Source organism: Ramlibacter algicola, assembly GCF_016641735.1.
GTDB lineage: Bacteria > Pseudomonadota > Gammaproteobacteria > Burkholderiales > Burkholderiaceae_C > Ramlibacter > Ramlibacter algicola.
The window spans coordinates 417212-439104 of sequence record NZ_JAEDAO010000001.1 but is presented as its reverse complement, the minus strand read 5'-3'; the positions used below and the strand labels follow the sequence as shown (position 1 = coordinate 439104).

Genomic DNA, 21893 nt, shown 5'->3' with positions numbered 1-21893 from the left:
CCGTGCCCCGGCTTGCGCCGGGAGGGCAAGACCGGGCCTGCGTGGCGACACGCAGGCCCTTTTCATTGGGGCGGGGTGCGCGGGCTTGCAGTGCCGTGCGTGCGGGTCGCACGCAGGTTGCCAGCAGGTGCGACAGCGTCCCTGCCTTGCGTCCTACAGCTTGCGGCAGAGCGCATCCGTACAACGGAAGGCTCTCACCAGCCATGACGGGAATGCCAGAGACGACCTCGGCCACTGCCGCCCCGCTCACCGTGATGACGGTCAACACGCACAAGGGCTTCACCAGCTTCAACCGCAGGTTCATCCTGCCCGAGCTGCGCGATGCCGTGCGCAAGGTCGGCGCCGACGTGGTGTTCCTGCAGGAAGTGCTGGGGACCCACGAAGAGCACGGCAAGAAGTGGGAAGAGTGGCCCGACGCGCCGCAGTACGAATTCCTGGCGGACAGCATCTGGCCGCAGTACGCGTACGGCCGCAATGTCGTGTATCCGAAGGGCGACCACGGCAATGCCGTGATGTCCAAGTTCCCTATCGTGCATTTCCAGAACCACGACGTCTCGCTGCCCGGCCCCGAGAAACGCGGCCTGCTGCACGCGGTGCTGCGCGCGCCCAGCCTGCCGCACGACGTGCACACCATCTGCGTGCACCTGGGCCTGTCGGAATCGCACCGGGTCCAGCAGCTGGACCTGATGTGCGAGCTGGTGCGCAGCGAGGTGCCCGACAACGCACCGCTGATCGTCGCCGGCGATTTCAACGACTGGCGCCGCAAGGCCAACGCGATCCTCGAGCGCGAGATCGGGCTGCGCGAAGTCTTCCAGCAGGCGTACGGGGAGTCGGCCAAGACCTTCCCGTCGCGCTTTCCCCTCCTGTGCCTGGACCGCATCTACGTGCGCAACGCGTCGGTGCACCTGCCGGTCGTGCTGCCGCGGCGCCCCTGGTCGCACCTGTCGGACCATGCTCCGCTGGTGGCCGAGATCCATCTCTGAAACGGCTGACCCATGGCGGCGCGCTGGACCGACGGCAACGACTTCACCCTGCTCGAGAACGGCGAGCAGTTCTACCCGCGCGTGTTCGAGCGCATCGACCAGGCGCAGCGCGAGGTCGTGATCGAGACCTTCATCCTGTTCGAGGACAAGGTGGGGCTCGCGCTGCAGGAGCACCTGGTCAACGCAGCGCGCCGCGGCGTGCAGGTCGACCTGACCATCGACGGCTGGGGCTCGCCCGACCTGTCTCCGCGATTCATCGCCGCGCTCGTCGAGGCCGGCGCGCGTGTGCACGTGTTCGACCCGGGACCGCGGCCGTTCGGCTGGCGCCCGAACATGCTGCGCCGCATGCACCGCAAGATCGTGGTGGTCGATGGCGAGGTCGCCTTCATCGGCGGCATCAACTACTCGGCCGACCACCTGGGCGACTTCGGCCCCGAGGCCAAGCAGGACTACTCGGTCGAGATGCGTGGCCCGATCGTGGCCGAGGTGCATCGGTTCGCACATGCCAACCTCGATGCGGGGTCGCGGCACAACCACGCGCTGCGCCGGCTGTGGCGCTGGCGGCGCAAGTTGCGCCACAAGCCCGAAGACCTGCCGAAGGTCGGCACGGCGCGCGCGCTGCTGGTGTCGCGCGACAACAGCTTCCACACCACCGACATCGAACGCCAGTACCGCGTCGCGATCCGCAGCGCGCGCGAGCGCATCGTGATCGCCAACGCCTACTTCTTCCCTGGCTACCGCCTGATCCGCGACCTGCGCCGCGCGGCGCGCCGCGGCGTCGACGTGCGGCTGATCCTGCAAGGCATGCCCGACATGGCGATCGTGAAGGTCGGCGCCAGTGCGCTGTACAGCCACCTGGCCAAGGCCGGCGTGCGCATCTACGAGTATTGCGAGCGGCCGTTGCACGGCAAGGTCGCGCTGGTCGACGGCGAGTGGTCGACCGTGGGCTCGAGCAACCTCGACCCGCTGTCGCTGTCGCTGAACCTGGAAGCCAACGTCATCATCCGCGACCGCGGCTTCAACGAGCACCTGCACGAGCGGCTGGACTGGCTGGTGCAGAACCATTGCAAGCAGATCACCTTCGAGGAGGTCGAGCGCGAAGGGGGGGTGCTGAACCTGGTGCGAAGCTTCGTGGCGTTCCACCTGGTCCGGCTCTATCCGATGCTCACGACCTGGTTGCCCCGCCATCGTCCGCGCCTTGAAGCGGCGATGGCCCAACACCTGGCGCACGAGGCGGGACGATGAGACGCGATCGCCTGCCCCGCTCGCTGCTGGACGCGGCCAACGACAGCTCGATCGGCGAGCTGCGTGACGCGGACAGCCTCTCGCAGCCGCTCGGCCCTGACGATGCACCGCCGGCCCCGCCGGCCAGGCACGGCTGGTGGTCGCGGTGGAAGAAGCCGCTGTCGGTGCTGTTCTTCGCCGCCGTCGGCGTGCTGCTGTTCCAGTACGCCCGCCACATCAAGTGGGGCCTGGTCTGGCAATCGCTCACCGACCTGCCGATGCTGGCGCTGGGCGCCGCACTGGGCCTGGCGGTGGCCAGCCACGCGCTGTACGCGACGTTCGACCTGATCGGGCGGCGCTACACCAGGCACACGCTGAAGACGCCGATCGTGATGGCGGTCACGTTCATCAGCTACACGTTCAACCTGTGCATCGGCTCGCTGGTGGGCGGCGTCGGCTTCCGCTACCGCCTGTACTCGCGGCTGGGGCTGAAGATGGGCGTGATCACGCGCATCGTCACCATGAGCATGCTGACCAACTGGCTGGGCTACAAGCTGCTGGCCGGCATGTTGTTCATCCTGCATCCGCTGCCGCTGCCGCCGTCGTGGCACATGGGCAACCACGGCCTGCAGTGGATCGGTGCCGCGCTGGTGGCCATCTCCGCTGCGTACCTCATCGCTTGCTGGCGCATGGGCGACCACACCTGGAACTGGCGCGGCCACGAGCTGTACCTGCCGCCGCCGAAGATGGCGATGCTCCAGATGGCGATCTCCGCGCTCAACTGGTCGCTGATGGCGGCAATCATCTGGGTGCTGCTGCAGCAGAAACTGCCGTACGTCGACGTGCTCACCGTGCTGCTGATCGGCGCGATCGCCGGCGTGGTGCTGCACGTGCCGGCGGGCCTGGGCGTGTTCGAGGCGGTGTTCATCGCGCTCCTGAGCCACCGCATCGCCGAAGAGGAGCTGCTCGCCGCGCTGCTCGGCTACCGCGCCCTGTACTACATCCTTCCGCTCGCGATCGCCGGCCTGATGTACCTGGGCATGGAGCTGAAGGCCCGCCGGCTGCGAAAACGGGCGCACATCGCCCCTGCCTGAGGGACACCACGATGGCCCCGCCGCCTGCGACTTCGTTCACGGATTCCCGATGGGGACATCCCGCCGAAGCGAGGCGCAGGGCGGCCCGCTGCCGAGCACTGTACGATCATCCAGTGAACCTCAACGCCAAGCTCGCCATCCTCGCGGACGCCGCCAAGTACGACGCGTCGTGCGCGTCCAGCGGCGGGCGCGCGCGTGACTCGCTCGACGGCCGCGGCGTGGGCTCGAACGACGGCACCGGCATCTGCCACAGCTATGCGCCGGACGGCCGTTGCATCTCGCTGCTGAAGATCCTGCTGACCAACTGGTGCCAGTACGACTGCCTGTACTGCGTCAACCGCGCCAGCAGCAACGTCCAGCGCGCGCGGTTCACGGTCGATGAGGTGGTGCACCTCACGCTGGACTTCTACCGCCGCAACTGCATCGAAGGGCTGTTCCTGTCCAGCGGCATCATCCGCAGCGCCGACTACACGATGGAGCAGGTCGTCGAGGTCGCGCGCAAGCTGAGGGAGGAGCACGACTTCCGAGGCTACATCCACCTCAAGACGATTCCGGAAGCGGCGCCCGAACTGCTCGCGCGTGCCGGCCTGTACGCGGACCGGCTGTCGATCAACATCGAGCTGCCCACCATCGCGAGCCTGCAGTCGCTGGCACCCGAGAAGGACGTCGGTGCGATCAAGCGCTCGATGGCGCGGCTGCGCGTGCACATCGACGACGCGAAGGAGGCCAAGCGCGAGGTCGAGGCCAAGCCGTTGACCTTCGTGCCCGGCGCCACGAAGCGCACGCCCGCGCCGCACTTCGCCGCCGCCGGCCAGAGCACCCAGATGATCGTCGGCGCCGACGCCACCGATGACGCCACCATCCTGTCGACCAGCGCGCAGCTGTACGGCTCGTACAACTTGAAGCGCGTCTACTACTCGGCGTTCAGCCCTATTCCGCATGCGGCGCCGGCGCTGCCGCTGAAAGCGCCGCCGCTGGTGCGCGAGCACCGGCTGTACCAGGCCGACTGGCTGATGCGGTTCTACGGCTTCGAAGCGGCCGAGATCACGCCGCAGAAGGGCATGCTCGATCTCGACGTCGATCCCAAGCTGGCGTGGGCGCTGGCGAATCCGGAGCGCTTCCCGGTCGACGTGAATCGCGCGCCCAAGGAACAGTTGCTGCGCGTGCCGGGCCTGGGCGTGAAGGCCGTCGACCGCGTGCTGCAGGCGCGGCGCGTGCGCCGTCTTCGCACCGACGATCTCAAGCGGCTGCACGTGCCCGTGCGCAAGGTGCTGCCCTTCGTCGAACTGGCGGACCACCGGCCGCGGGCCGAAGCCACGCGGCGCGCGGTGCAGCCGCCGGCGCGCGCCGAGCAAGGCGTGCTGTTCTGATGCACGAGGCCGGCCATGCACGCGCGTCTGTCCTCTGAAATCGACCTGACCGGCTTCCGCAACGAAGCCCGCGAGCTGTTGGCGCGCCAGGTGCCGCCGGACGAGGTCGAGTGGGAAACGGATAGCGCGAACAACCCCGACCTGTTCGCGCAGCCCGGTGGCGACGCCTCGCGCGTCGACGCCAACATGCCGCGCGCCGCCGCGGCCATCGTGCCGGCCTCGTTCCTGCGCCTGTGTGAAGTGGTCGTGCTGCACCACGACCCGCAGCGCTTCGCCCTGCTGTACCGGCTGCTGTGGCGCCTGGTCTACGAGCCGTCGCTGCGCAACGACCCGCTGGACGCCGACATGCAGCTGGCGCAGCAGATGGCGCAGGCCGTGCGGCGCGACATGCACAAGATGAAGGCCTTCGTGCGCTTTCGCCAGGTGCCCGACGAGGACCATCCCGGCGAGCAGTTGCACGTGGCCTGGTTCGAGCCCATGCACCACATCGTCGAGGCGGTCGCGCCCTGGTTCGCGCGGCGCTTCGCCAACATGCGCTGGGCGATCCTCACGCCCGGGCGCTCGGTGCACTGGGACGGCGAGCAGCTGCTGTTCGGGCCCGGGGCCAGCCGCGCCGACGCGCCGCCTGCGGATGCGGGCGAGGAGCTCTGGCTGACCTACTACCGCAGCATCTTCAATCCCGCGCGGCTGAAGATGAAGCAGATGCAGAAGGAGATGCCGCGCAAGTACTGGGACAACCTGCCCGAGTCACGCCTGATCGGCGAGTTGTCGGCGCAGGCGCCGGAAAGGATCGGCAGCATGATCGAGCAGCCCGGCGAAGCGTCGCGCAAACGCGTGCCGCGGCCCGTCGCCAGCGACCCCGTGGTCACGTTGCACCGCGACGGCATCCATTCGCTCGACGAGCTCAAGGCCGCGACGATGCGCTGCCGCGAATGCCCGATCGGCGAGATCGCCACGCAATCGGTGATCGGTGAAGGGCGGCTGCACGCGCCGCTGATGTTCGTCGGCGAGCAGCCGGGCGACCAGGAGGACCTGCAGGGCCATCCCTTCGTCGGCCCGGCCGGCAAGCTGCTCGATCGCGCGCTGGAAGCGGTCGGCGTGCCGCGCGACGCGGTGTTCGTGTCGAATGCCGTGAAGCACTTCAAGTACGAACTGCGCGGCAAGCGCCGCATCCACAAGAGCCCGACGCAGCGCGAAGCCGCCGCGTGCCTGCACTGGCTGGAAGACGAGATCGCGCTGGTGAAGCCGCGCGCGCTGGTGGCGCTGGGCGCGACCGCGGCGCGATCGCTCATGGGGCACCAGGTGGCGGTGACCGCCGAGCGCGGCAAGTGGCTCGAGCGGGCGGATGGCTTGAAGGTGCTGGTGACGCTGCACCCGTCGGCGCTGCTGCGCATGGACCCGAGCGAACGCGAGGAAGCGTTCGCGGCCTTCGTGGCGGATCTGAAGAAGGCGCGGAAGGTTCTGGACCAGGGCGAGCATTGAGTCTGGATTCCGGCTTTCGCCGGAATGACAAAGACACTTGTCATTGCGGGCCTGACCCGCAATCCACGCGCAGCGCCGCCAGGCGCGCCTACTGCACCGACGGCACGCCGCGCCGCGAATGCTCCAGCGTGCGCCGCGCGCTCTTGCGCACCTTCTTGCCCGTGCTCTGGTCGGTGCCGGCGGAGTCGCGGTCGCGCTTGATCACCTCGCCGTCGTCGCGGTCACGGCGCGGCGACAGCTCGCCGTCCTTGGGCACGTCGACGCCGGGATCGCGCGGGACCGCCTGCTCGCCCTGGCGGGGCACGTCCTGGTCCGGCTGTTTGGGCGTGACGTCGCGATTGCGGATCGACTCCGGCGCCCGCAGCACCAATCCGCCGCCGGGCTGGTCCGTCGACTGCGGCGCGACACCGCCTTGCGGCGGCCCGGCCATCGCGCCGGTGCCGGCTTGTGCGCCAGCCATCGCCGGGCGGCCCTGGAACGTCGCCTGCGCACCGGTGCTGCCCTGGTTCTGCGCCTGGCCGTGCACGTGGCCGAAGGTGAACACCACCACTGGCACGACGGCGGCGATGGCGATCCATTGCGAGAGCGTACGTTGGGACTGCATGGCACTGCTCCTTGCACCCAGTGTCCCGCCGCCACGTGAAGAATGTCTGAAGCGGACGGCAACACAATGTGTAGGACGGCACCGCCGAGCCAAGCTAAGATGCGCCGGCCTCGCCGAGGCACAGCAGTCGCAGTAGAAGTAGCAGTACCCCATGCCTGTCGCCGTCACCGGCCGCTCGCCCGCCACGTTCGAGATCAAGAGCGCGACCCTCCCGTTGGTGTCGCTGCTGCTCAAGTCCGCCGACCTGGACGCGCTGGCCGACGAGTTCAAGGAGCGCTTCGGCGACATCCCCGATTTCTTCGACGGCGACGCGCTCGTCATCGACCTCGGCCCCCTGCGCGGCGGCGAGGACGTGCCCGACTTCGCCCGGCTGCTGGCGATGCTGCGCAAGTGGCGCGTCGCGCCGATCGCCGTGCGCAACGGCAACCCCAAGCAGATTGCCGCTGCCGTGCGCGCCGGGCTGGTCGTCGCCAGTGACGCGGTGAGCACCCTGCAGCGCCCCGCTGCCGCGCCGCGCGAGGCCGCACCCGCAGCGGCCGCGCAGCCACCGCTGGGCGCCCTTCTCATCGACAAGCCGCTGCGCTCGGGCCAGCAGGTCTATGCGCGCGGCCGCGACCTGGTCGTGATGGCGATGGTCAACCCGGGCGCCGAAGTCATCGCCGACGGCAGCATCCACGTCTACGCCCCGCTGCGCGGCAAGGCGATCGCCGGCGCGCGCGGGGATGCCGAAGCGCGCATCGTCACGCTGTCGCTGCAACCCGAACTTCTCTCGATCGCCGGCGTGTACCGCACCAGTGACGTCCCGCTGCCCGCCGAAGTGCTCGGCAAGCCGACGCAGGTGCGGCTGGTCGGCGGCACCGAAGGCACGCTGGTGATGGAAGCACTGGCTGGATTCACTCCCTCCCCTTTGGGGCGAGGGCGCTAGACCGAAAAGGAACCCGCACTCATGGCAAAGATCATCGTCGTCACGTCCGGCAAGGGCGGCGTCGGCAAGACGACCACCAGCGCGAGCTTCGCGTCGGGGCTGGCGCTGGCCGGCCACAAGACCGCCGTCATCGACTTCGACGTCGGCCTGCGCAACCTGGACCTGATCATGGGTTGCGAGCGACGCGTCGTGTACGACTTCGTCAACGTGATCCACGGCGAGGCGACGCTGAACCAGGCGCTGATCAAGGACAAGCAGTGCGACAACCTGTTCGTGCTGGCGGCCTCGCAGACACGCGACAAGGAAGCGCTGACGAAGGAAGGCGTCGAGAAAGTCCTGAACGACCTGGCGACGATGGGCTTCGAGTACATCGTGTGCGACTCGCCCGCGGGCATCGAGACCGGTGCGCTGATGGCGATGCACTTCGCCGACGAGGCGCTGCTGGTGACCAACCCGGAGGTGTCGTCGGTGCGTGACTCCGACCGCATCCTGGGCATGCTGTCGTCCAAGACCAAGCGCGCGATCGAAGGCAAGGACCCGGTCAAGGAACACCTGCTGGTCACCCGCTACAACCCGAACCGCGTCGACCAGGGCCAGATGCTTTCGCTGCAGGACATCGAGGACATCCTTCGCATCCCGCTGATCGGCGTGATCCCCGAGAGCGAAAACGTGCTGCAGGCCAGCAACCAGGGCACGCCGGCCGTGCACCTGAAGGGCACCGACGTGTCCGAGGCGTACAAGGACGTGGTGGATCGCTTCCTGGGCGCCGACAAGCCGCTGCGCTTCGTCGACGCGCAGAAGCAGGGCTTCCTCAAGCGGCTGTTCGGGGGGCGCTGACCATGGCCTCGCTGCTCTCGTTCCTGCTCGGGGAAAAGAAGAAGACGGCCAGCGTCGCCAAGGAGCGGCTGCAGATCATCCTGGCGCACGAGCGCTCGGGTCGCAATGCCGCCGAGCCCGACTACCTGCCCGCGCTGCAACGCGACCTGGTCGCGGTGATCAGCAAGTACATCAAGATCGACCAGCGCGACATCAAGGTGCAGCTGGATCGGCACGACAATCTGGAAGTGCTCGAAGTGAAGATCGAGCTGCCCGAGTCGCGGTTCTGATTCGTCAGGAAGGCCGGAGCGGTGGATTCCCGCCTCCGCGGGAATGACGGAGCCGTTGGCTCAGCTTGACGCCACGCTGGCCCCGCGGCGATAACCGGGCCATGAGCTCGATTTCCACCATCCTGCGCGTGCAGCGCGCGTACGCGTGCACCGCCGAGACGATCTACGACGCGTGGCTCGACCCGGACGTCGCGCGCCACTTCCTGTTCGCCACCCCGCCGACGGGTGAAGTGACGACGTGCGAGATCGATCCGGGCGTCAACGGCCACTTCGTCGTCGTCGACCACCGGCCGGTGGATGGCGACAGCGCGATGGACATGCGGCACGAAGGCCGCTACCTGCAGCTGGACCGGCCGCGGCGCATCGCGTTCACATTCTGGCTGCCGCAGTTCGGCGGCCACGAGACCACGGTGATCCTCGACATCGAGCCGCAAGGCGATGGCTGTGAGCTCACGCTGCGCCACGACCTCGGGCCGTGGTTCAAGGACCCCGAGGTGCGCCAGCGCACCGAGGACGGGTGGTCGAAGATGCTGGCGAACCTGGAGGCGGCGCTGGCGAAGGCGTGACCTTCGTCATGCCCCGCCCGGGATTGTCATTGCGGGCTTGACCCGCAATCCACACGAAGGGGCGAACGCCCGCATGGATTCCGGCTTGCGCCGGAATGACAAAGAGCCGTCAGCCCGCCCCGCGCGGCGAACGCCCGCCGCCCTTGCCGCCGGTGCGCATCTCCACTTGGTTGCTCGAGCCGGCCTGGTTCTGCCGGTCATGCCGCGCCTGCGGCGAGCGCTGGCCCTGGTTGGTCTGCGTCGCTTCCTTGTTGCCCATCTTGTTGCGGTCGTTCTGGACCTTGGGCGAGCCGGGCTGCTGGTGGTCGGCCGTGTTGCCCTTGGCCTGGCTGCGCACCGTCTTGTCCGCGCCGGTGCCCTTCTGGATCCGCTCGGGATGCTTGTCGCGGCTCTGCTCGGACCGGATGTGATCCTGCTTCTTGGTCATCACTTGTCTCCTTCGTCATGCTGGCCATGGGGCCCGATCGGGTGCACTTCCTCGTGCTCGGGGTGGTTGTGCTTCGCGCTGCCGGGCTGCGCGAGCTTGCGGTGCGTCTCGGCGACGGCCTGCGCGGGCAGGACCTTCGACGCGATCACCTGCATCTTGCTCTTCCAGCCGGCGACGACGTCGGCTTCGCCCTTGAGCATCGCGTCGAAGCCGACGCGCGCGACCATCGCCGGGTCGTCCTTCTTCATGTCGACACCGACCTTGGTCTCCGCGGCGGTCAGCCCGGAGCGCTCGAAGAACTCGGTGTCGGTCGGTCCCGGCATCAGCAGGCTCACCGTGACGCCGGTGCCCTTCAGCTCGTTGCGCAGCGCGTGCGCGAACGAGTCGACGAACGCCTTGCTGCCGTTGTAGACCGCGTGGAACGACCCCGGCTGGAAGCCCGCGATCGATCCGGTGACGAGGATGCGCCCCTGCTTGCGGGCCACCATGCCGCGCGCCACCTGCTGGATCAGGTAGATCGTGCCGGTGACGTTGGTGTCGATCACGTGCTGCACTTCGTCGAACGCCTGGTCGAGGAACGCACCGGCCAGTCCGTGGCCCGCATTGGCCAGCAGCGCATCGATCTCGCGGCCTTGCAACTTCGACAGCAGTTCATCGACACCCTGCTTGCTCGCCAGCTCGACTTCGCACGCGTCGACGCGCACCGCGCCTTCCGCCTGGCAATCGAGCACCGCCTGCTGCAGTGGCGTGTCGGCCGCGAGCACGAGGTCGTACCCGTGCCGCGCGGCCAGCACCGCGAGGTGGTAGCCGATGCCGGACGACGCGCCGGTCACGACCGCAAGCGGCCGTGCGCGCTTCGCTTCTTCCATGGAGGTTCTCCCTGTCTTGCCTGGTTGCGATGCATTCTGCGAAGCGCGTGCTCGTCCTTGGTGTCGGACGACGGCGGGCGCGCGTGTGCCCTTGTGTCGCAGCGCAAGCAGGCGCAACAGGCGAAGAGGCGCCGCAGTTGTCATTCCGGCGTCCATGCTGGTGCGCCGCTAGCGTGGCTTCGTGTGGATTGCGGGTCGAGCCCGCCATGACAAAGTCCCGGTCACGCGTGGCCGTCATGAGGCCGCAATGACAAAGGTCGGGGCGCGCGCCGCGCCGCCTCCTCAAACCCCCAGCGGGCTGACCCCGATCAGGAACGTATGGCCCCAGAACGCAAACACGGCCCAGGCCACCAGGCCCACCAGCGCCGCGATCACCGTCGGTTGCGTGCGGCCGGGCGGATACGTGACACCGGCCGCGCGATCGCGCCGGCGCGCGGACGCGAAGTCCACGATCGCCCACACCAGGAAGCTGCCGAACAGCACCACGTCGGCGACGTTGCCGTTGGCCAGCAGGTGCGCGAAGGCCCACACCTTCACGCCGATCACCATCGGGTGGTGCAGCCTGGCCTTGAACGCGTTGCCGGGCACGTAGGCAGCGACCAGGAACACGAACGAGATGACCATCAGCAGTGCGGCCGCGTGGTTCATGCCGCGCGGCGGGTACCACAGCGCGACCGGCTGCTGCCGAGCCAGCCCGTAGCCCCACACGATCAGCGCGAAGCCGACCAGCGACGCCAAGGTGTACAGGCCCTTCCAGGCGCCAGGGCCCATCCGTGCGATCGTGCGCGTGCGCCAGCCGTCGGCGACGATGCGCGTCGAGTGCACGCCCAGGAAGAGCACCAATCCCAGTACCAGCATCGCCATGGCCACCTCCAACGGTTGTGTCGTGCGGATTATTGCCGCGCCAGCGGCGTGCGACTGCGCCGGCAGGCGGATGGGAAATAGCTGGCGGGCAAAGTTACCGCACTGCCACGCCCGCCAAGCCGACGGCTGCGTAGATTGCCCAGCGATGCAAGGCAGCAGTTCGACCGGGCAGGAGTGGCGCGGCTACGCAGTGGCGGCCGTGCTCTGCCTGCTCGCCGCCATGCTGCGCGAGGCGCTGCAGCCGTGGCTGCACGGCCAGGCGCCCTTCATCCTGCTGCTGATCCCGCCGGTGCTCGCGGCCTGGTACGGCGGCGGCGGCCCGGGTTTTGTCGCCTTGCTCATTGGCGCGGTGCTGGGACAGCTGCTGTTCGTTCCGCCGCGCTGGTCGCTGCTGCCGGCGCAGGCCACCGACTGGATCAGGCTCGCGCTGTTCCTGCTGATGGGCGGCCTGTCCACCTGGCTGATCGCCACGCGCCACGCCGCCTTGCGCCGGCTGCAGCGTGACCACGAGCAGCTGCAACAGGCGCGCAACGAACTCGAACTGCGCGAGCGCCGCCTGCAGGACGCGCTGCACACCTCCCGCACCGCCGAAGCCGACCTGCGCCACAGCCGCGCGCAGCTGCAGCAGCTGTTCGAGACCAACCTGCTGGGCATCGTGTTCTGGCGCACGGATCGCCGCGTTGTCGAAGCCAATGACGAAGTGCTGCGCATCTGGGGCCGCACCCGCGAGGAGTTCACCGTGGACGGCCTGTGGCTGGACGCCCTCACGCCGCCCGAGTTCGCGCCCCAGGACCGGGCGGCGCTGCAGCGGCTGCGCACCGAAGGGCGCGTGCCGCCGATGGAAAAGCAGTACGTCCGCCCCGACGGCAGCCGCGTGTGGGTGCTGGTGGGCGCGGCGTTGACGGGCGAGGACGAAGGCGTGGCTTTCGTCCTCGACATCTCGGCGCAGAAGGAAGCGGAGCTGGCCACGCGTGCCAACGCGGCGATGTTCCAGAGCCTGGCCGACAACATCGCGCAGCTGGCGTGGATGACCGACGCCACCGGCTACATCACCTGGTACAACCGCCGCTGGTTCGAGTACACCGGCACGGACCTGCAGCAGATGAAGTCCTGGGGCTGGCAGTGGGCGCACCATCCCGAGCACGTCGAGCGCGTGCTCACCAAGTTCCGCCGCCACATGGCCAGCGGCGAGCCGTGGGAGGACACCTTCCCGCTGCGCGGCGCCGACGGGCAGTACCGCTGGTTCCTGTCGCACGCGTTCCCGCTGCGCGACCATGCCGGCCGCATCGTGGCCTGGTTCGGCACCAACACCGACGTCGACGCGCAGCGCCGCGCCGAGCAGCAGCTGCGCGAAGCCGACCGCCGCAAGGACGAATTCATCGCGGTGCTGGCGCACGAGCTGCGCAATCCGCTGGCGCCCGTGCGCAACGCCGTGGAGATCCTCAAGCGGCTGGACCTGGCCGAGCCACGCCTGGGCCGCGTGAGCGTGATCGTGGACCGCCAGGTGAGCCACATGGCGCGCCTGATCGACGACCTTCTGGACGTCAGCCGCATCGCGCGCGGCAAGCTCACGCTGCGCAAGGAGCCGTGCGACCTCAGCGACATCGTCTGCAACACCGCCGACGACTACCGCGCGACGCTGGCGGCTGCGCAGCAGCAACTGCACGTGACAGGCTGCGACGAGGCGACCTGGGTGGAAGGGGACCCGGTGCGCATTGCGCAGATGGTCGGCAACCTGCTGACCAATGCGGCGCGCTTCAGCAATGGGCCGGGCCAGGTGCGCGTCGAGTGTTCGGCCGACAGGGCGACCAACACGGTGCGCATCGGCGTCAGCGACACCGGCATCGGCATCGAGCCCGAGTTGCTGGTGCGGCTGTTCGACCCGTTCGCGCAGGCGGCGCAGGACATCGCGCGCAGCAAGGGCGGGCTGGGCCTGGGCCTGGCGCTGACCAAGGGCCTGGTCGAGCTGCACGGCGGCGGCGTGCTGGCGGAAAGCGACGGCAGCGGACGCGGCGCGCGCTTCACCATCACGCTGCCGCTGGCGCGCGCCGAGCGCGCCTCGCGCCCGGCACCGTTGGGGCGTGCGGGCAGCGAACCGCTGCGCATCCTGGTGATCGAGGACAACCAGGACGCCGCCAACACGCTGGGCGAATTGCTGCAGCTGGGCGGCCACGAGGTGCAGCTGGCGTACGACGGCGCGAGCGGCATCGACCTGGCGCGGCGGTTGCGGCCCGACGTGGTGATCAGCGACATCGGCCTGCCCGGCACGCTGAGCGGCTACGACGTCGGTCGCGCGCTGCGGGCCGAATCCGACCTGGACGGCGTGTACCTGATCGCGCTGTCGGGCTACGCGGATCACGTGGCCCGCGGGCGGGCGGCGGAGGCCGGGTTCGACACCCACCTGGCCAAGCCGCCGGACATCGGTGCGCTGGAGACGGCACTCGTGGCGGTGAAGGCGCGCAGCGCGGCCTGACCCCTCTTCGTCGTTCCCGCGGAGGCGGGGACCCATCGCTTTCAGCGCGCAGCTCGAAGGAGACGGAAGCGATGGATTCCCGCCTCCGCGGGAATGACGGGGTGGCAGCGCGGATGCCCCCGCTTTCCTACAATCGCCCCTTGCCCAGGCCACCAGGCCGGCGCCTCTCTCCGGAACCCTGCCCATGCGTCCCACCCTCTCCCGCCGCGCCCTCGTCCAGGCCGCGTCCGCCTCCCTCGTCGCCGGCGCGCTGCCTTCGCTGCATGCCCAGGAAGCCGCACGCCGCTTTGCGCCGCAGCCCAGCGGCTGGCGCACCTTCGACGTCGTGACCACCGTGACCCTGCGCCAGCCCAAGGGCGAGTCGCTGGTCTGGGTGCCGGTGCCGTCGCTGGACACGCCGTGGCAACGCACGCGCGACGTCAGCTGGACGTCCAACGGCGGCGACGTGAAGCTGGGCGCCGACGGCCAGACCGGCGCCAAGGTGCTGGTCGCGCGCTTCGACAAGACCACACCCGAGCCCAGCGTCGTGCTGACCAGCCGCGTCGAGACGCAGGACCGCGCCGTCGACTGGCAGTCGCGCGATGCCGGCCCGGCGGCGGATCCCGCGGACCTGCGCCGCTGGCTGGAGCCGAGCGAGCTGATCACCACCGACGGCATCGTGCGCAAGATCGCGAAGCAGATCGTGCTGGGCTCGCGCAACGACCGCGAGAAGGTGCAGCGCATCTACGACTGGGTGATCGTCAGCACCTACCGCGAACCCAAGGTGAAGGGCTGCGGCGAAGGCGACATCAAGGCCATGCTGGAGACCGGCAACCTGAGCGGCAAGTGCGCCGACATCAACGCGTTGTTCGTCGGCCTGTGCCGCGCGGCCGGCGTGCCGGCCCGCGACATCTACGGCGTGCGCCTGGTGCCCAGCCAATTCGGCTACCGCGAACTGGGCGCCAACCCGGCCAGCCTGAAGGGCGCGCAGCACTGCCGCGCCGAGGTGTACCTGCAGGCGCATGGCTGGGTGGCCATGGACCCGGCCGACGTCACCAAGGTGATGCGCCAGGAAACGGCCGAGTGGATCAAGGACGCCGGCCACCCGGTGGTGACGCCGGTGCGCAAGGCGCTGTTCGGCAGCTGGGAAGGCAACTGGATGGGCTACAACACCGCCAGCGACATCGCCTTGCCTGGCGCGAAGCGCGGCAAGCTCGGCTTCTTCATGTACCCGCAGGCCGAGAGCGGCGGCGCCGCACGCGACCCGTACGACCCCGACAGCTTCGCGTACCAGATCACGGCGCGCGAGATCAAGGCCTGAGCTTCGCCCGCATGCCGTCGACCACCAGCAACCCCGTCACGCCGCCGCCGGAAGGCACGCGCAGCAGCGCTTCGGCACTGACGCTCGCCGGCTTGGCCGCGCTGCTGGCGTCCAGCTGCTGCGTGCTGCCGCTGGCATTCGCGCTGGTCGGCATCTCAGGCGCGTGGATCGTGCACATGCGCGTGCTCGAGGCGTACACGCCGGTGCTGCTGGTCGTCGCTTTCGCGGCGCTCGCGTTTGCCGCCTGGCGCCTGTACCGGCCGGCGCGTGGTGAAGAGGCCGTCTGCCGCGACGGCACGTGCTCGCCTGCCGTCGGCATCGCCCGCCGCTGGTTCTGGCTGGTGGCTGTGCTCACCTTGATTCCCTTGCTGGTGCCGCTGGTGGCGCCGCTGTTCTACGAATGATCCCGAGGCCTCGCATGAACAACAAGCTGCTCGCTCTTGCCGCCACTGCGTTGCTCGTCACCGCCGCGCCGGCCTTTGCCGCCCAGAAGCAAGTGACCCTGTCCGTCCCCACGATGGACTGCGAGACGTGCCCGGTCACGATCCGCGTGGCGCTGATGAAGGTACCGGGCGTGAGCAAGGCGGTGGTGAGCTACCAGCGCCGGAACGCCAAGGTCACGTACGACGACGCAAAGACCGACGTCGCCGCCCTGACCAAGGCCACCGAAGCGGCCGGCTACCCGTCGTTCGCCGAGTAAGCGCGCTTGCCGTCGTCCCCGCGAAGGCGGGGATCCACCGCTTCCTAAAGCAGCGCCGCGACCCAGCGGCGCGCATCGGCACCAGCCCAGTCGACTTCCCCGGTGACAACGAACCGGGCCCGCCCCTGCCGGTCGATGCCCACCGTGCTCGGGAAGATGCGCACACCGAACGACTTGGCAGCGGCGCCATCGCGGTCGTAGAGCACGGGCAGTGACAGCCCGGTCGCGCCGAGGAATTTCCGCACGGCGTGTTCGCCTTCCTTGAAGTTCACCGCCATCACCTGCAGCCCCTGCCCCTGGTGCTGCGCCGCCAGTTGCTGCAACGACGGCATCTCGGCCCGGCACGGCTCGCACCAGCTGGCCCACCAGTTCAGCAAGACCGGCTTGCCGCGCGCAGCGGCGAGTGACCACGTCGTGCCATCGAGCGCCGGCAGCTGAAGTGAAGGCGTCGCGCGCTGGCGCGGCCAGGCGCGGTGCTGGCTTCCTTGTTCAGCGAACGCCGGCAACGCCCAGGGCGCACCAGCAGCAGCCGCGAGCCAGCGACGGCGAGAGATGTCCATGGAAGGGTTTTACCCCCTCCCTCGTCGTCGAGGGGGTAGGGTGAGTGGCGTCCCCGGAACGACGCCTAGATGTACCTCGCCCGCGACCGTTCCTCGGCCACCTTCAGGAAGCGGAAGAACAGCCCATCGCACTCGTCCTGCGTCGCACGCAACCTCGTGCGCAGCTCGATGGGCTCGGGTCCGCCCTCCTGCTCATGGTGACGCAGCGCCCGGTCGTACCCCGGCCGCAGGTCCCTGACCGCGCAGTGGCAAAGGTCCCACGTGTTGAAGGCGCTGTGGACACGGATGTCGATGGAATCGGCGTGGTCGCCGTCGGTGGGTCGCATGGGGGCACTCCTGGAAACGAAGTGCATCGGCAAGAAAGCGACCCGCTTCGAATCGCGGAAGCGCCGGCCCAGGGCACGAAGGAGGGCGGCGGAGGTCGAGACGGGACAGTGTACGCCTGACCTCGCATCTGCGGGGCGAGCGCGACGAGCGGGGAATGCGGCGAACCAGCAGCTGCGCTTCAGTGGTCCGCCACCCGCCGCGCCAGGTGGGCCAGCGCCTCTTGCACCTGGTCCACGAGCACCAGGCACAAGTCGCCGGGCTGCAGCCGGGCCAGCGCGGCGTCGATGGCGGCGAATTCGCCGCGGATCTCCTCCACGTGCGTGGTGCGGCTCGCGCCGTCGAGCCCCTGGCGCAGCAGCGCCATCACCTCGCCGTCGGCGCGCCCGCGCTGGGCCGCGTCCTGGTACAGCAGCACGTCGTCGAAGGCAGCGCCCAGGATGGCGGTCTGGTCGCGGATGTCCTGGTCGCGCCGGTCGCCGGCGCCGCTGATCACCACCGAGCGGCGCTTGGCCGGCATCGCATCCACCGCCGCCACGAGCGCGCGCATCGCGTCCGGGTTGTGGCCGTAGTCGGCGATCACGGTCGCGCCCCGGTAGTCCATCACGTTGAAGCGGCCGGGCACGGTGTGCGAGTCATTGACGAAGGTCGCCATCCCGCTGCGGATGGCGTCCCACGCCAGGCCCGCGCCCCACGCCGCGCCGACCGCGGCCATCACGTTCTCCACCTGGAAGCCGATGGTGCCGTTGCGGGTGATCGGGATGTCGGCCAGCCGCACGTGGCGGCGCCAGGTGCCCTCGGCCGCGACCACCGAGCCGCCGTCCAGCGCGGGATCGACGTAGACCACGCGCCCACCCTGCGCGCGGTGCGCGGCCATGACGGCGTGGTGGCGGTCGGCCGCGAAGTAGATCACCTTGCCGGGGCAGGTCTGCGCCATCGCGGCGACGATGGGGTCGGCGGCGTTCAGCACCGCATACCCGTCCTTCGGCGTCACGTTCTGCACGATCACGCGCTTGAGGACGGCGAGATCCTCCACCGTCGTGATGTAGTTGAGCCCCAGGTGGTCGCCGGCGCCCACGTTGGTGACCACCGCGACCTGGCAATGGTCGAAGCCCAGGCCTTCGCGCAGGATGCCGCCGCGCGCGGTCTCGAACACCGCCGCCTCGACGTCGGGGTGCATCAGCACGCTGCGCGCGCTCTTCGGGCCGCTGCAGTCGCCCGAGTCGATCTGCCGGCCATCGACGTAGACGCCGTCGGTGTTGGTCATGCCGACCGTCAGGCCGCTGCTGGCGAACAGGTGCGCGACCAGCCGCGCGGTGGTCGTCTTGCCGTTGGTGCCGGTGACCGCGACGGTGGGGATGCGGCCGTCGTGCCCGGGTTCGAACAGGTGGTGGACGATCGCCTCGCCGACGTTGCGCGCCTTGCCGTACGACGGCGACAGGTGCATGCGCAGGCCGGGCGCGGCGTTGACCTCCACGATGCCGCCGCCCTGCTCCTCCAGCGGCTGGAGCACGTTCTCGCACACCATGTCCACGCCGCACACGTGCAGCCCCACCATCTGCGCCGCGGCGATCGCGCGCTCGGCCACCTCGGGGTGCACGTCGTCGGTGACGTCGGTCGCGGTGCCGCCCGTCGACAGGTTCGCGTTGTGGCGCATCCGCACGCGCTGGCCCCGCGCCGGCACGCTGTCCGTGGTGAAGCCCTGCTCGGCGAGCAGCGCGATCGCGATGTCGTCGATGCGGATCTTCGTGAGCGACGTGGCGTGGCCATCGCCACGCCGCGGGTCGGCATTGACCCTGGCGACCAGCTCCGCGATCGTGTGCTCGCCGTCGCCCACCACCAGCGGCGGCTCGCGGCGCGCGGCGGCGACCAGCCGGTCACCGACCACGAGCAGCCGGTGGTCGTTGCCGGCCAGATACTTCTCGACCATCACTTCGCCGATCTCCGCCGCGGCCTTGTAGGCCAGCGCCATGGCGTCGCGCGTGGTGAGGTTGACGGTGATGCCCTTGCCCTGGTTGCCGTCGCGGGGCTTCACCACCACGGGCAGGCCCACCTCCAGCGCGGCGGCCCAGGCATCGGCCTCGTCGACGACCGGGCGGCCGATGGGCACCGGCACACCGACGGCGCGCAGCAGTTGCTTGGTCAGGTCCTTGTCCTGCGCGATCGATTCCGACACCGCGCTGGTCTGGTCGACCTCGGCGGCCCAGATGCGCCGCTGGTGCTTGCCCCAGCCGAACTGCACCAGGCTGCCGTCGGTCAGGCGCCGCCACGGGATGCCGCGCGCTGCCGCGGCCTGCACGATGGAGCCCGTGCTCGGGCCGAGGCGAACGTCCTCGTCGGTCTCGCGCAGGCGGGCGAGCGCGGCGTCGATGTCGAAGGCGGCCTGTGGGTCCAACGCGGCCGTGACCAGCTGCTGCGCGAGGTCGAAGGCGAGGCGGCCGACCGCCTCCTCGCTGTATTCGACGACCACCTGGTAGACGCGCGGTTCCACCGTGGCCTGGGTGCGGCTGAAGCTCACCGGGCAGCCGGCTTCTTCCTGCAGGGCCAATGCCGCGGCCTCGAGCACATGGGCCAGCGACACCGGGCCGCTGGTGGGCAAGTCGCCGATTCCCGGGAACAGGGTGCGCAGGCGGGCCTCGAAGCCGGGGCGCTCGGCGACCGAGACTTCGTCTTCGGCGCACGCCACGACGGCCTCGATGGAGGTGTGGCGGCTCCACAGGTTGGGGCCGCGCAGCGCGCGGATGCGGGAGATGTCCATGGCGGGCTCAGGCTGCGGCGTTGTGGGCGTCGAAAGTCTCGAGGCCGGCGGTGATGAGGTCGCGCGGGATGTCCAGCGCCCAGGCGGTGGCGACGACGGCAAGCAAGGTGTCGTCGTCCATGTCGCCCCGTGCGGCGGGCGACAGCACGGCCAGTCGCGCCTCGGCGCTGCCGGTGGCCAGCACCGGCCGGCCGTCCTGCAGGAACACGACACGGCCGCCGCGCGCGCCCTTGTCGCGATGCGCCAGCAGTGCAGGCGTGCGCGCATCGGCCGCGTAGAGAATGACCTCGCCGTCGCAGAACTCGCCCAGCGCCGCGACGCGCTCGTCCGCCGCGTTCAGCACGGCGACGCCGTCGTCCAGCACCACGTCGACCTGCGTTCGCAGCACCTTGGCCATCTGCTCCGGCGATTGCACGTCGAAGTCGGCCAGCGCCTCGGAACCATCGAAATCGGTGACCACGCCGACCGTGCAGCGGTCGTAGGCCAGGCCGTCGCGCAGGATGCAGCGGGCATCGTTCTCGAACACGGCGGCCTTCACGTTGCGGTTGACCAGCAGGCGGTGCGCCACGTCGAAGCGGCGCGCGTCGCCAGGTGCCAGGCAGCGGCGATCGAGGAAGAGACCGTCGGCACAGGCCAGGCCCACGCGCAGGCCGCGCAACTGCGCGAGCCAGGCGACCAGCTGCGCGATGCGGGTGGTGCCGCGCGTGCCGGCGACGCCGACGATGGGGATGCGGCCGGCGTGTGCGCGTTCGTCGGCCATGGGGAACAGCGCGTCGACGATGGCGCGGCCCACCGGGCGCGGCTGGCCCACCGCGGGCTTCAGGTGCGCCAGCAGGCCGGGGCCGGCGTTGACTTCGACGATCGCACCGCCCTGCTCGTGCAGCGGTCGCGAGATGTCCTGCGCCACGAGGTCGATGCCGGCAATGTCCAGCCCGACGATGCGCGCGGCCAGGGCGACCACGTGTTCGACTTCGGGGTGGACCTGGTCGGTGCAGTCGATCGCGACGTTGCCATTGCGCTGGATCAGCACCTTGCGGCCCGCCTCGGGCACCGCATCGGGCGTGAGGCCTTGCCGCGTCAGGTCCCCCAGGATGGCCTCGTCTTCTTCGAGCACCAGCCGGTTCAGCGGGTAGTCTTCGGTGGTGCCGCGGCGCGGGTCGCTGTTGATCTGCGCGTCGACCAGCTGGCGCACGGTCGAGCGGCCGTCGGCGGTGACCCAGGCGGTCTCGCCACGCGCCGCCGCCACCACCTTGCCGGCGACCACCAGCAGCCGGTGCTCGTCACCCGGGATGGAGCGTTCGACCAGGACTTCGCTGCCATGGGGCTCGGCGATCGCGAAGGCGGCTTCGACATCCGCCTGGGTGCGCAGGTCCAGCATCACGCCGCGGCCGTGGTTGCCGTCGCTGGGCTTGACGACGACGGGCAGCCCGATGTCCTGCGCCGCCTCCCAGGCCTCGGCCGGTGAGGCAACGGCGCGGCCCTCCGGCACCGGGACGCCGCAGCCGGCGATCAGGCGCTTGGTCAGGTCCTTGTCGCCGGCGATGCCCTGGGCGATGGCGCTGGTGCGGTCGGTCTCGGCGGTCCAGATGCGGCGCTGGCGGGCGCCGTGCCCCAGCTGCACCAGGTTGCCGTCGTTCAGGCGGATGTGCGGGATGCGCCGGTCGGTCGCCGCGGCCACGATGGCGGCGGTGCTGGGCCGAGGTACGAGTCGTCGACCTGCTCGCGGATCTTGCCGACAGCCTGGGCCACATCGAAGGATTCGCCGTTGATGGCCGCCATGAGCAGGCGGTGGCCCTGCGCCAGCGCACTGCGCGCGACCTGCTCGTCACGGGCGCGGAACACCATGCGGTAGACGCCGCGCTGCGAGGTGCTGCGCGTCTGGCCGAAGCCGGTAGGCATGCCGGCCAGGTTCAGCAGCTCGATGACCACGTGTTCCAGCACATGGCCGGCCCAGGTGCCTTCCTGCAGCCGCTGCAGGAAGCCGCCGCGCTCGCCGACGCCGCAATGGTGTTCGATGAGCGCGGGCAGCAGCGCGGTGAGCCGATCGTTGAACCCGGGGAGCTTGTTCGACGGCCAGTCTTCCAGCTCGCCGAGGTCCAGCCAGGCTTCGAGCACCGGCCGGTAGGTCCAGAGGTTGGGGCCGCGCAGGTAGTTGACGCGCAGCAGTCGGATGTTGTTGTGCTTGCTCATGGGCAGTTGCCGGCTTGGGCGAAAATCCGCGTCCCAACCAGGGCACGGGCCCAGTGTTTCCTCACCACCGCCGC

General features: G+C 69.8%; 20 protein-coding genes and 1 pseudogene. 13 read left to right on the top strand and 8 right to left on the bottom strand.

The genetic code is table 11. From position 1 onward, the window contains the following. Positions 1-212 precede the first annotated feature (212 nt). The 5 genes from I8E28_RS02125 (at position 213) to I8E28_RS02105 (ending at position 6153) form a co-directional block, all read left to right on the top strand. Complete coding sequence (locus I8E28_RS02125; RefSeq protein ID WP_200786199.1) at positions 213-983, top strand: endonuclease/exonuclease/phosphatase family protein; 771 nt, start codon at positions 213-215, stop codon at positions 981-983. A gap of 12 nt (positions 984-995) precedes the next feature. Continuing rightward, a complete protein-coding gene (clsB, locus tag I8E28_RS02120) occupies positions 996-2228 on the top strand; it encodes a cardiolipin synthase ClsB (protein ID WP_200786198.1) in 1233 nt (410 codons plus the stop codon). Next, positions 2225-3301 (top strand): lysylphosphatidylglycerol synthase domain-containing protein, encoded by a 1077-nt coding sequence (locus I8E28_RS02115; protein WP_200786197.1) that lies wholly within the window; start codon positions 2225-2227, stop codon positions 3299-3301. The genes clsB and I8E28_RS02115 overlap by 4 nt, the downstream gene beginning before the upstream one ends. A gap of 113 nt (positions 3302-3414) precedes the next feature. Further along, entirely contained in the window at positions 3415-4671 is a 1257-nt protein-coding gene (locus I8E28_RS02110) for a putative DNA modification/repair radical SAM protein (protein WP_200786196.1), read from the top strand. Positions 4672-4686: 15 nt separating this feature from the next. Further along, positions 4687-6153 carry a UdgX family uracil-DNA binding protein gene (locus I8E28_RS02105; protein ID WP_200786195.1) on the top strand — a complete coding sequence of 489 codons (1467 nt, stop codon included), beginning with the start codon at positions 4687-4689 and terminating at the stop codon, positions 6151-6153. 88 nt (positions 6154-6241) lie between these two features. Here the strand turns inward: I8E28_RS02105 and I8E28_RS02100 are convergent, their stop codons facing one another. Next, positions 6242-6757: a hypothetical protein gene (locus I8E28_RS02100; RefSeq protein ID WP_200786194.1), complete on the bottom strand. Its 516-nt coding sequence runs from the start codon at positions 6755-6757 to the stop codon at positions 6242-6244. A 151-nt stretch (positions 6758-6908) separates the two neighbouring features. On the opposite strand from I8E28_RS02100, the gene minC reads away from it, so the two are divergent. The 4 genes from minC to I8E28_RS02080 all read left to right on the top strand — a co-directional run bounded on the left by minC (position 6909) and on the right by I8E28_RS02080 (position 9354). Then, the gene (minC, locus tag I8E28_RS02095) at positions 6909-7682 is read left to right on the top strand and encodes a septum site-determining protein MinC (protein WP_200786193.1); all 774 of its coding nucleotides are present in this window, start codon (positions 6909-6911) and stop codon (positions 7680-7682) included. A gap of 21 nt (positions 7683-7703) precedes the next feature. After that, positions 7704-8519: a septum site-determining protein MinD gene (minD, locus tag I8E28_RS02090; protein ID WP_200786192.1), complete on the top strand. Its 816-nt coding sequence runs from the start codon at positions 7704-7706 to the stop codon at positions 8517-8519. Between the two features lie 2 nt (positions 8520-8521). Continuing rightward, on the top strand, positions 8522-8788 hold the full coding sequence (minE, locus tag I8E28_RS02085; protein WP_200786191.1) for a cell division topological specificity factor MinE: 267 nt from the start codon (positions 8522-8524) through the stop codon (positions 8786-8788). A 101-nt stretch (positions 8789-8889) separates the two neighbouring features. Continuing rightward, entirely contained in the window at positions 8890-9354 is a 465-nt protein-coding gene (locus tag I8E28_RS02080; RefSeq protein ID WP_200786190.1) for an SRPBCC family protein, read from the top strand. A gap of 109 nt (positions 9355-9463) precedes the next feature. On the opposite strand, the gene I8E28_RS02075 is transcribed toward I8E28_RS02080, so the two are convergent. The 3 genes from I8E28_RS02075 to I8E28_RS02065 form a co-directional block, all read right to left on the bottom strand. Then, complete coding sequence (locus I8E28_RS02075; protein ID WP_200790470.1) at positions 9464-9781, bottom strand: hypothetical protein; 318 nt, start codon at positions 9779-9781, stop codon at positions 9464-9466. Then, positions 9781-10650, bottom strand: coding sequence for an SDR family NAD(P)-dependent oxidoreductase (locus tag I8E28_RS02070; protein WP_200786189.1), 870 nt, complete (start codon positions 10648-10650; stop codon positions 9781-9783). The genes I8E28_RS02075 and I8E28_RS02070 overlap by 1 nt, the downstream gene beginning before the upstream one ends. 282 nt (positions 10651-10932) lie before the next feature. Next, positions 10933-11514, bottom strand: coding sequence for an NnrU family protein (locus I8E28_RS02065; protein WP_200786188.1), 582 nt, complete (start codon positions 11512-11514; stop codon positions 10933-10935). A 145-nt stretch (positions 11515-11659) separates the two neighbouring features. Here I8E28_RS02065 and I8E28_RS02060 point away from each other — a divergent pair, with 145 nt between their 5' ends. From I8E28_RS02060 to merP, 4 genes are all read left to right on the top strand, one after another. Beyond that, a complete protein-coding gene (locus I8E28_RS02060; protein WP_200786187.1) occupies positions 11660-13987 on the top strand; it encodes a hybrid sensor histidine kinase/response regulator in 2328 nt (775 codons plus the stop codon). A gap of 184 nt (positions 13988-14171) precedes the next feature. After that, positions 14172-15287 (top strand): transglutaminase-like domain-containing protein, encoded by a 1116-nt coding sequence (locus I8E28_RS02055; RefSeq protein WP_200786186.1) that lies wholly within the window; start codon positions 14172-14174, stop codon positions 15285-15287. A gap of 11 nt (positions 15288-15298) precedes the next feature. Continuing rightward, positions 15299-15691: a mercuric transporter MerT family protein gene (locus I8E28_RS02050; protein WP_200786185.1), complete on the top strand. Its 393-nt coding sequence runs from the start codon at positions 15299-15301 to the stop codon at positions 15689-15691. A 14-nt stretch (positions 15692-15705) separates the two neighbouring features. Beyond that, positions 15706-15987: a mercury resistance system periplasmic binding protein MerP gene (gene merP, locus I8E28_RS02045; RefSeq protein ID WP_200786184.1), complete on the top strand. Its 282-nt coding sequence runs from the start codon at positions 15706-15708 to the stop codon at positions 15985-15987. Positions 15988-16031: 44 nt separating this feature from the next. Here merP and I8E28_RS02040 read toward each other — a convergent pair whose 3' ends face one another. The 4 genes and pseudogenes from I8E28_RS02040 to I8E28_RS02025 all read right to left on the bottom strand — a co-directional run bounded on the left by I8E28_RS02040 (position 16032) and on the right by I8E28_RS02025 (position 21819). Next, a complete protein-coding gene (locus tag I8E28_RS02040; protein ID WP_200786183.1) occupies positions 16032-16547 on the bottom strand; it encodes a TlpA family protein disulfide reductase in 516 nt (171 codons plus the stop codon). A 65-nt stretch (positions 16548-16612) separates the two neighbouring features. After that, entirely contained in the window at positions 16613-16873 is a 261-nt protein-coding gene (locus I8E28_RS02035) for a hypothetical protein (RefSeq protein WP_200786182.1), read from the bottom strand. Between the two features lie 179 nt (positions 16874-17052). Next, positions 17053-19629 (bottom strand): cyanophycin synthetase, encoded by a 2577-nt coding sequence (gene cphA, locus I8E28_RS02030; RefSeq protein ID WP_200786181.1) that lies wholly within the window; start codon positions 19627-19629, stop codon positions 17053-17055. A gap of 7 nt (positions 19630-19636) precedes the next feature. Next, a pseudogene (locus tag I8E28_RS02025) lies at positions 19637-21819 on the bottom strand (cyanophycin synthetase). Positions 21820-21893 lie beyond the last annotated feature (74 nt).

Excerpts from the sequence above, each read along its gene's own strand:
- I8E28_RS02125 (WP_200786199.1), top strand. The coding sequence starts at position 213 with ATGCCAGAGACGACCTCGGCCACTGCCGCCCCGCTCACCGTGATGACG.
- clsB (WP_200786198.1), top strand. The coding sequence starts at position 996 with ATGGCGGCGCGCTGGACCGACGGCAACGACTTCACCCTGCTCGAGAAC.
- I8E28_RS02115 (WP_200786197.1), top strand. The coding sequence starts at position 2,225 with ATGAGACGCGATCGCCTGCCCCGCTCGCTGCTGGACGCGGCCAACGAC.
- I8E28_RS02105 (WP_200786195.1), top strand. The coding sequence starts at position 4,687 with ATGCACGCGCGTCTGTCCTCTGAAATCGACCTGACCGGCTTCCGCAAC.
- I8E28_RS02100 (WP_200786194.1), bottom strand. The coding sequence starts at position 6,757 with ATGCAGTCCCAACGTACGCTCTCGCAATGGATCGCCATCGCCGCCGTC.
- minC (WP_200786193.1), top strand. The coding sequence starts at position 6,909 with ATGCCTGTCGCCGTCACCGGCCGCTCGCCCGCCACGTTCGAGATCAAG.
- minD (WP_200786192.1), top strand. The coding sequence starts at position 7,704 with ATGGCAAAGATCATCGTCGTCACGTCCGGCAAGGGCGGCGTCGGCAAG.
- minE (WP_200786191.1), top strand. The coding sequence starts at position 8,522 with ATGGCCTCGCTGCTCTCGTTCCTGCTCGGGGAAAAGAAGAAGACGGCC.
- I8E28_RS02080 (WP_200786190.1), top strand. The coding sequence starts at position 8,890 with ATGAGCTCGATTTCCACCATCCTGCGCGTGCAGCGCGCGTACGCGTGC.
- I8E28_RS02075 (WP_200790470.1), bottom strand. The coding sequence starts at position 9,781 with ATGACCAAGAAGCAGGATCACATCCGGTCCGAGCAGAGCCGCGACAAG.
- I8E28_RS02070 (WP_200786189.1), bottom strand. The coding sequence starts at position 10,650 with ATGGAAGAAGCGAAGCGCGCACGGCCGCTTGCGGTCGTGACCGGCGCG.
- I8E28_RS02065 (WP_200786188.1), bottom strand. The coding sequence starts at position 11,514 with ATGGCGATGCTGGTACTGGGATTGGTGCTCTTCCTGGGCGTGCACTCG.
- I8E28_RS02060 (WP_200786187.1), top strand. The coding sequence starts at position 11,660 with ATGCAAGGCAGCAGTTCGACCGGGCAGGAGTGGCGCGGCTACGCAGTG.
- I8E28_RS02055 (WP_200786186.1), top strand. The coding sequence starts at position 14,172 with ATGCGTCCCACCCTCTCCCGCCGCGCCCTCGTCCAGGCCGCGTCCGCC.
- I8E28_RS02050 (WP_200786185.1), top strand. The coding sequence starts at position 15,299 with ATGCCGTCGACCACCAGCAACCCCGTCACGCCGCCGCCGGAAGGCACG.
- merP (WP_200786184.1), top strand. The coding sequence starts at position 15,706 with ATGAACAACAAGCTGCTCGCTCTTGCCGCCACTGCGTTGCTCGTCACC.
- I8E28_RS02040 (WP_200786183.1), bottom strand. The coding sequence starts at position 16,547 with ATGGACATCTCTCGCCGTCGCTGGCTCGCGGCTGCTGCTGGTGCGCCC.
- I8E28_RS02035 (WP_200786182.1), bottom strand. The coding sequence starts at position 16,873 with ATGCGACCCACCGACGGCGACCACGCCGATTCCATCGACATCCGTGTC.
- cphA (WP_200786181.1), bottom strand. The coding sequence starts at position 19,629 with ATGGACATCTCCCGCATCCGCGCGCTGCGCGGCCCCAACCTGTGGAGC.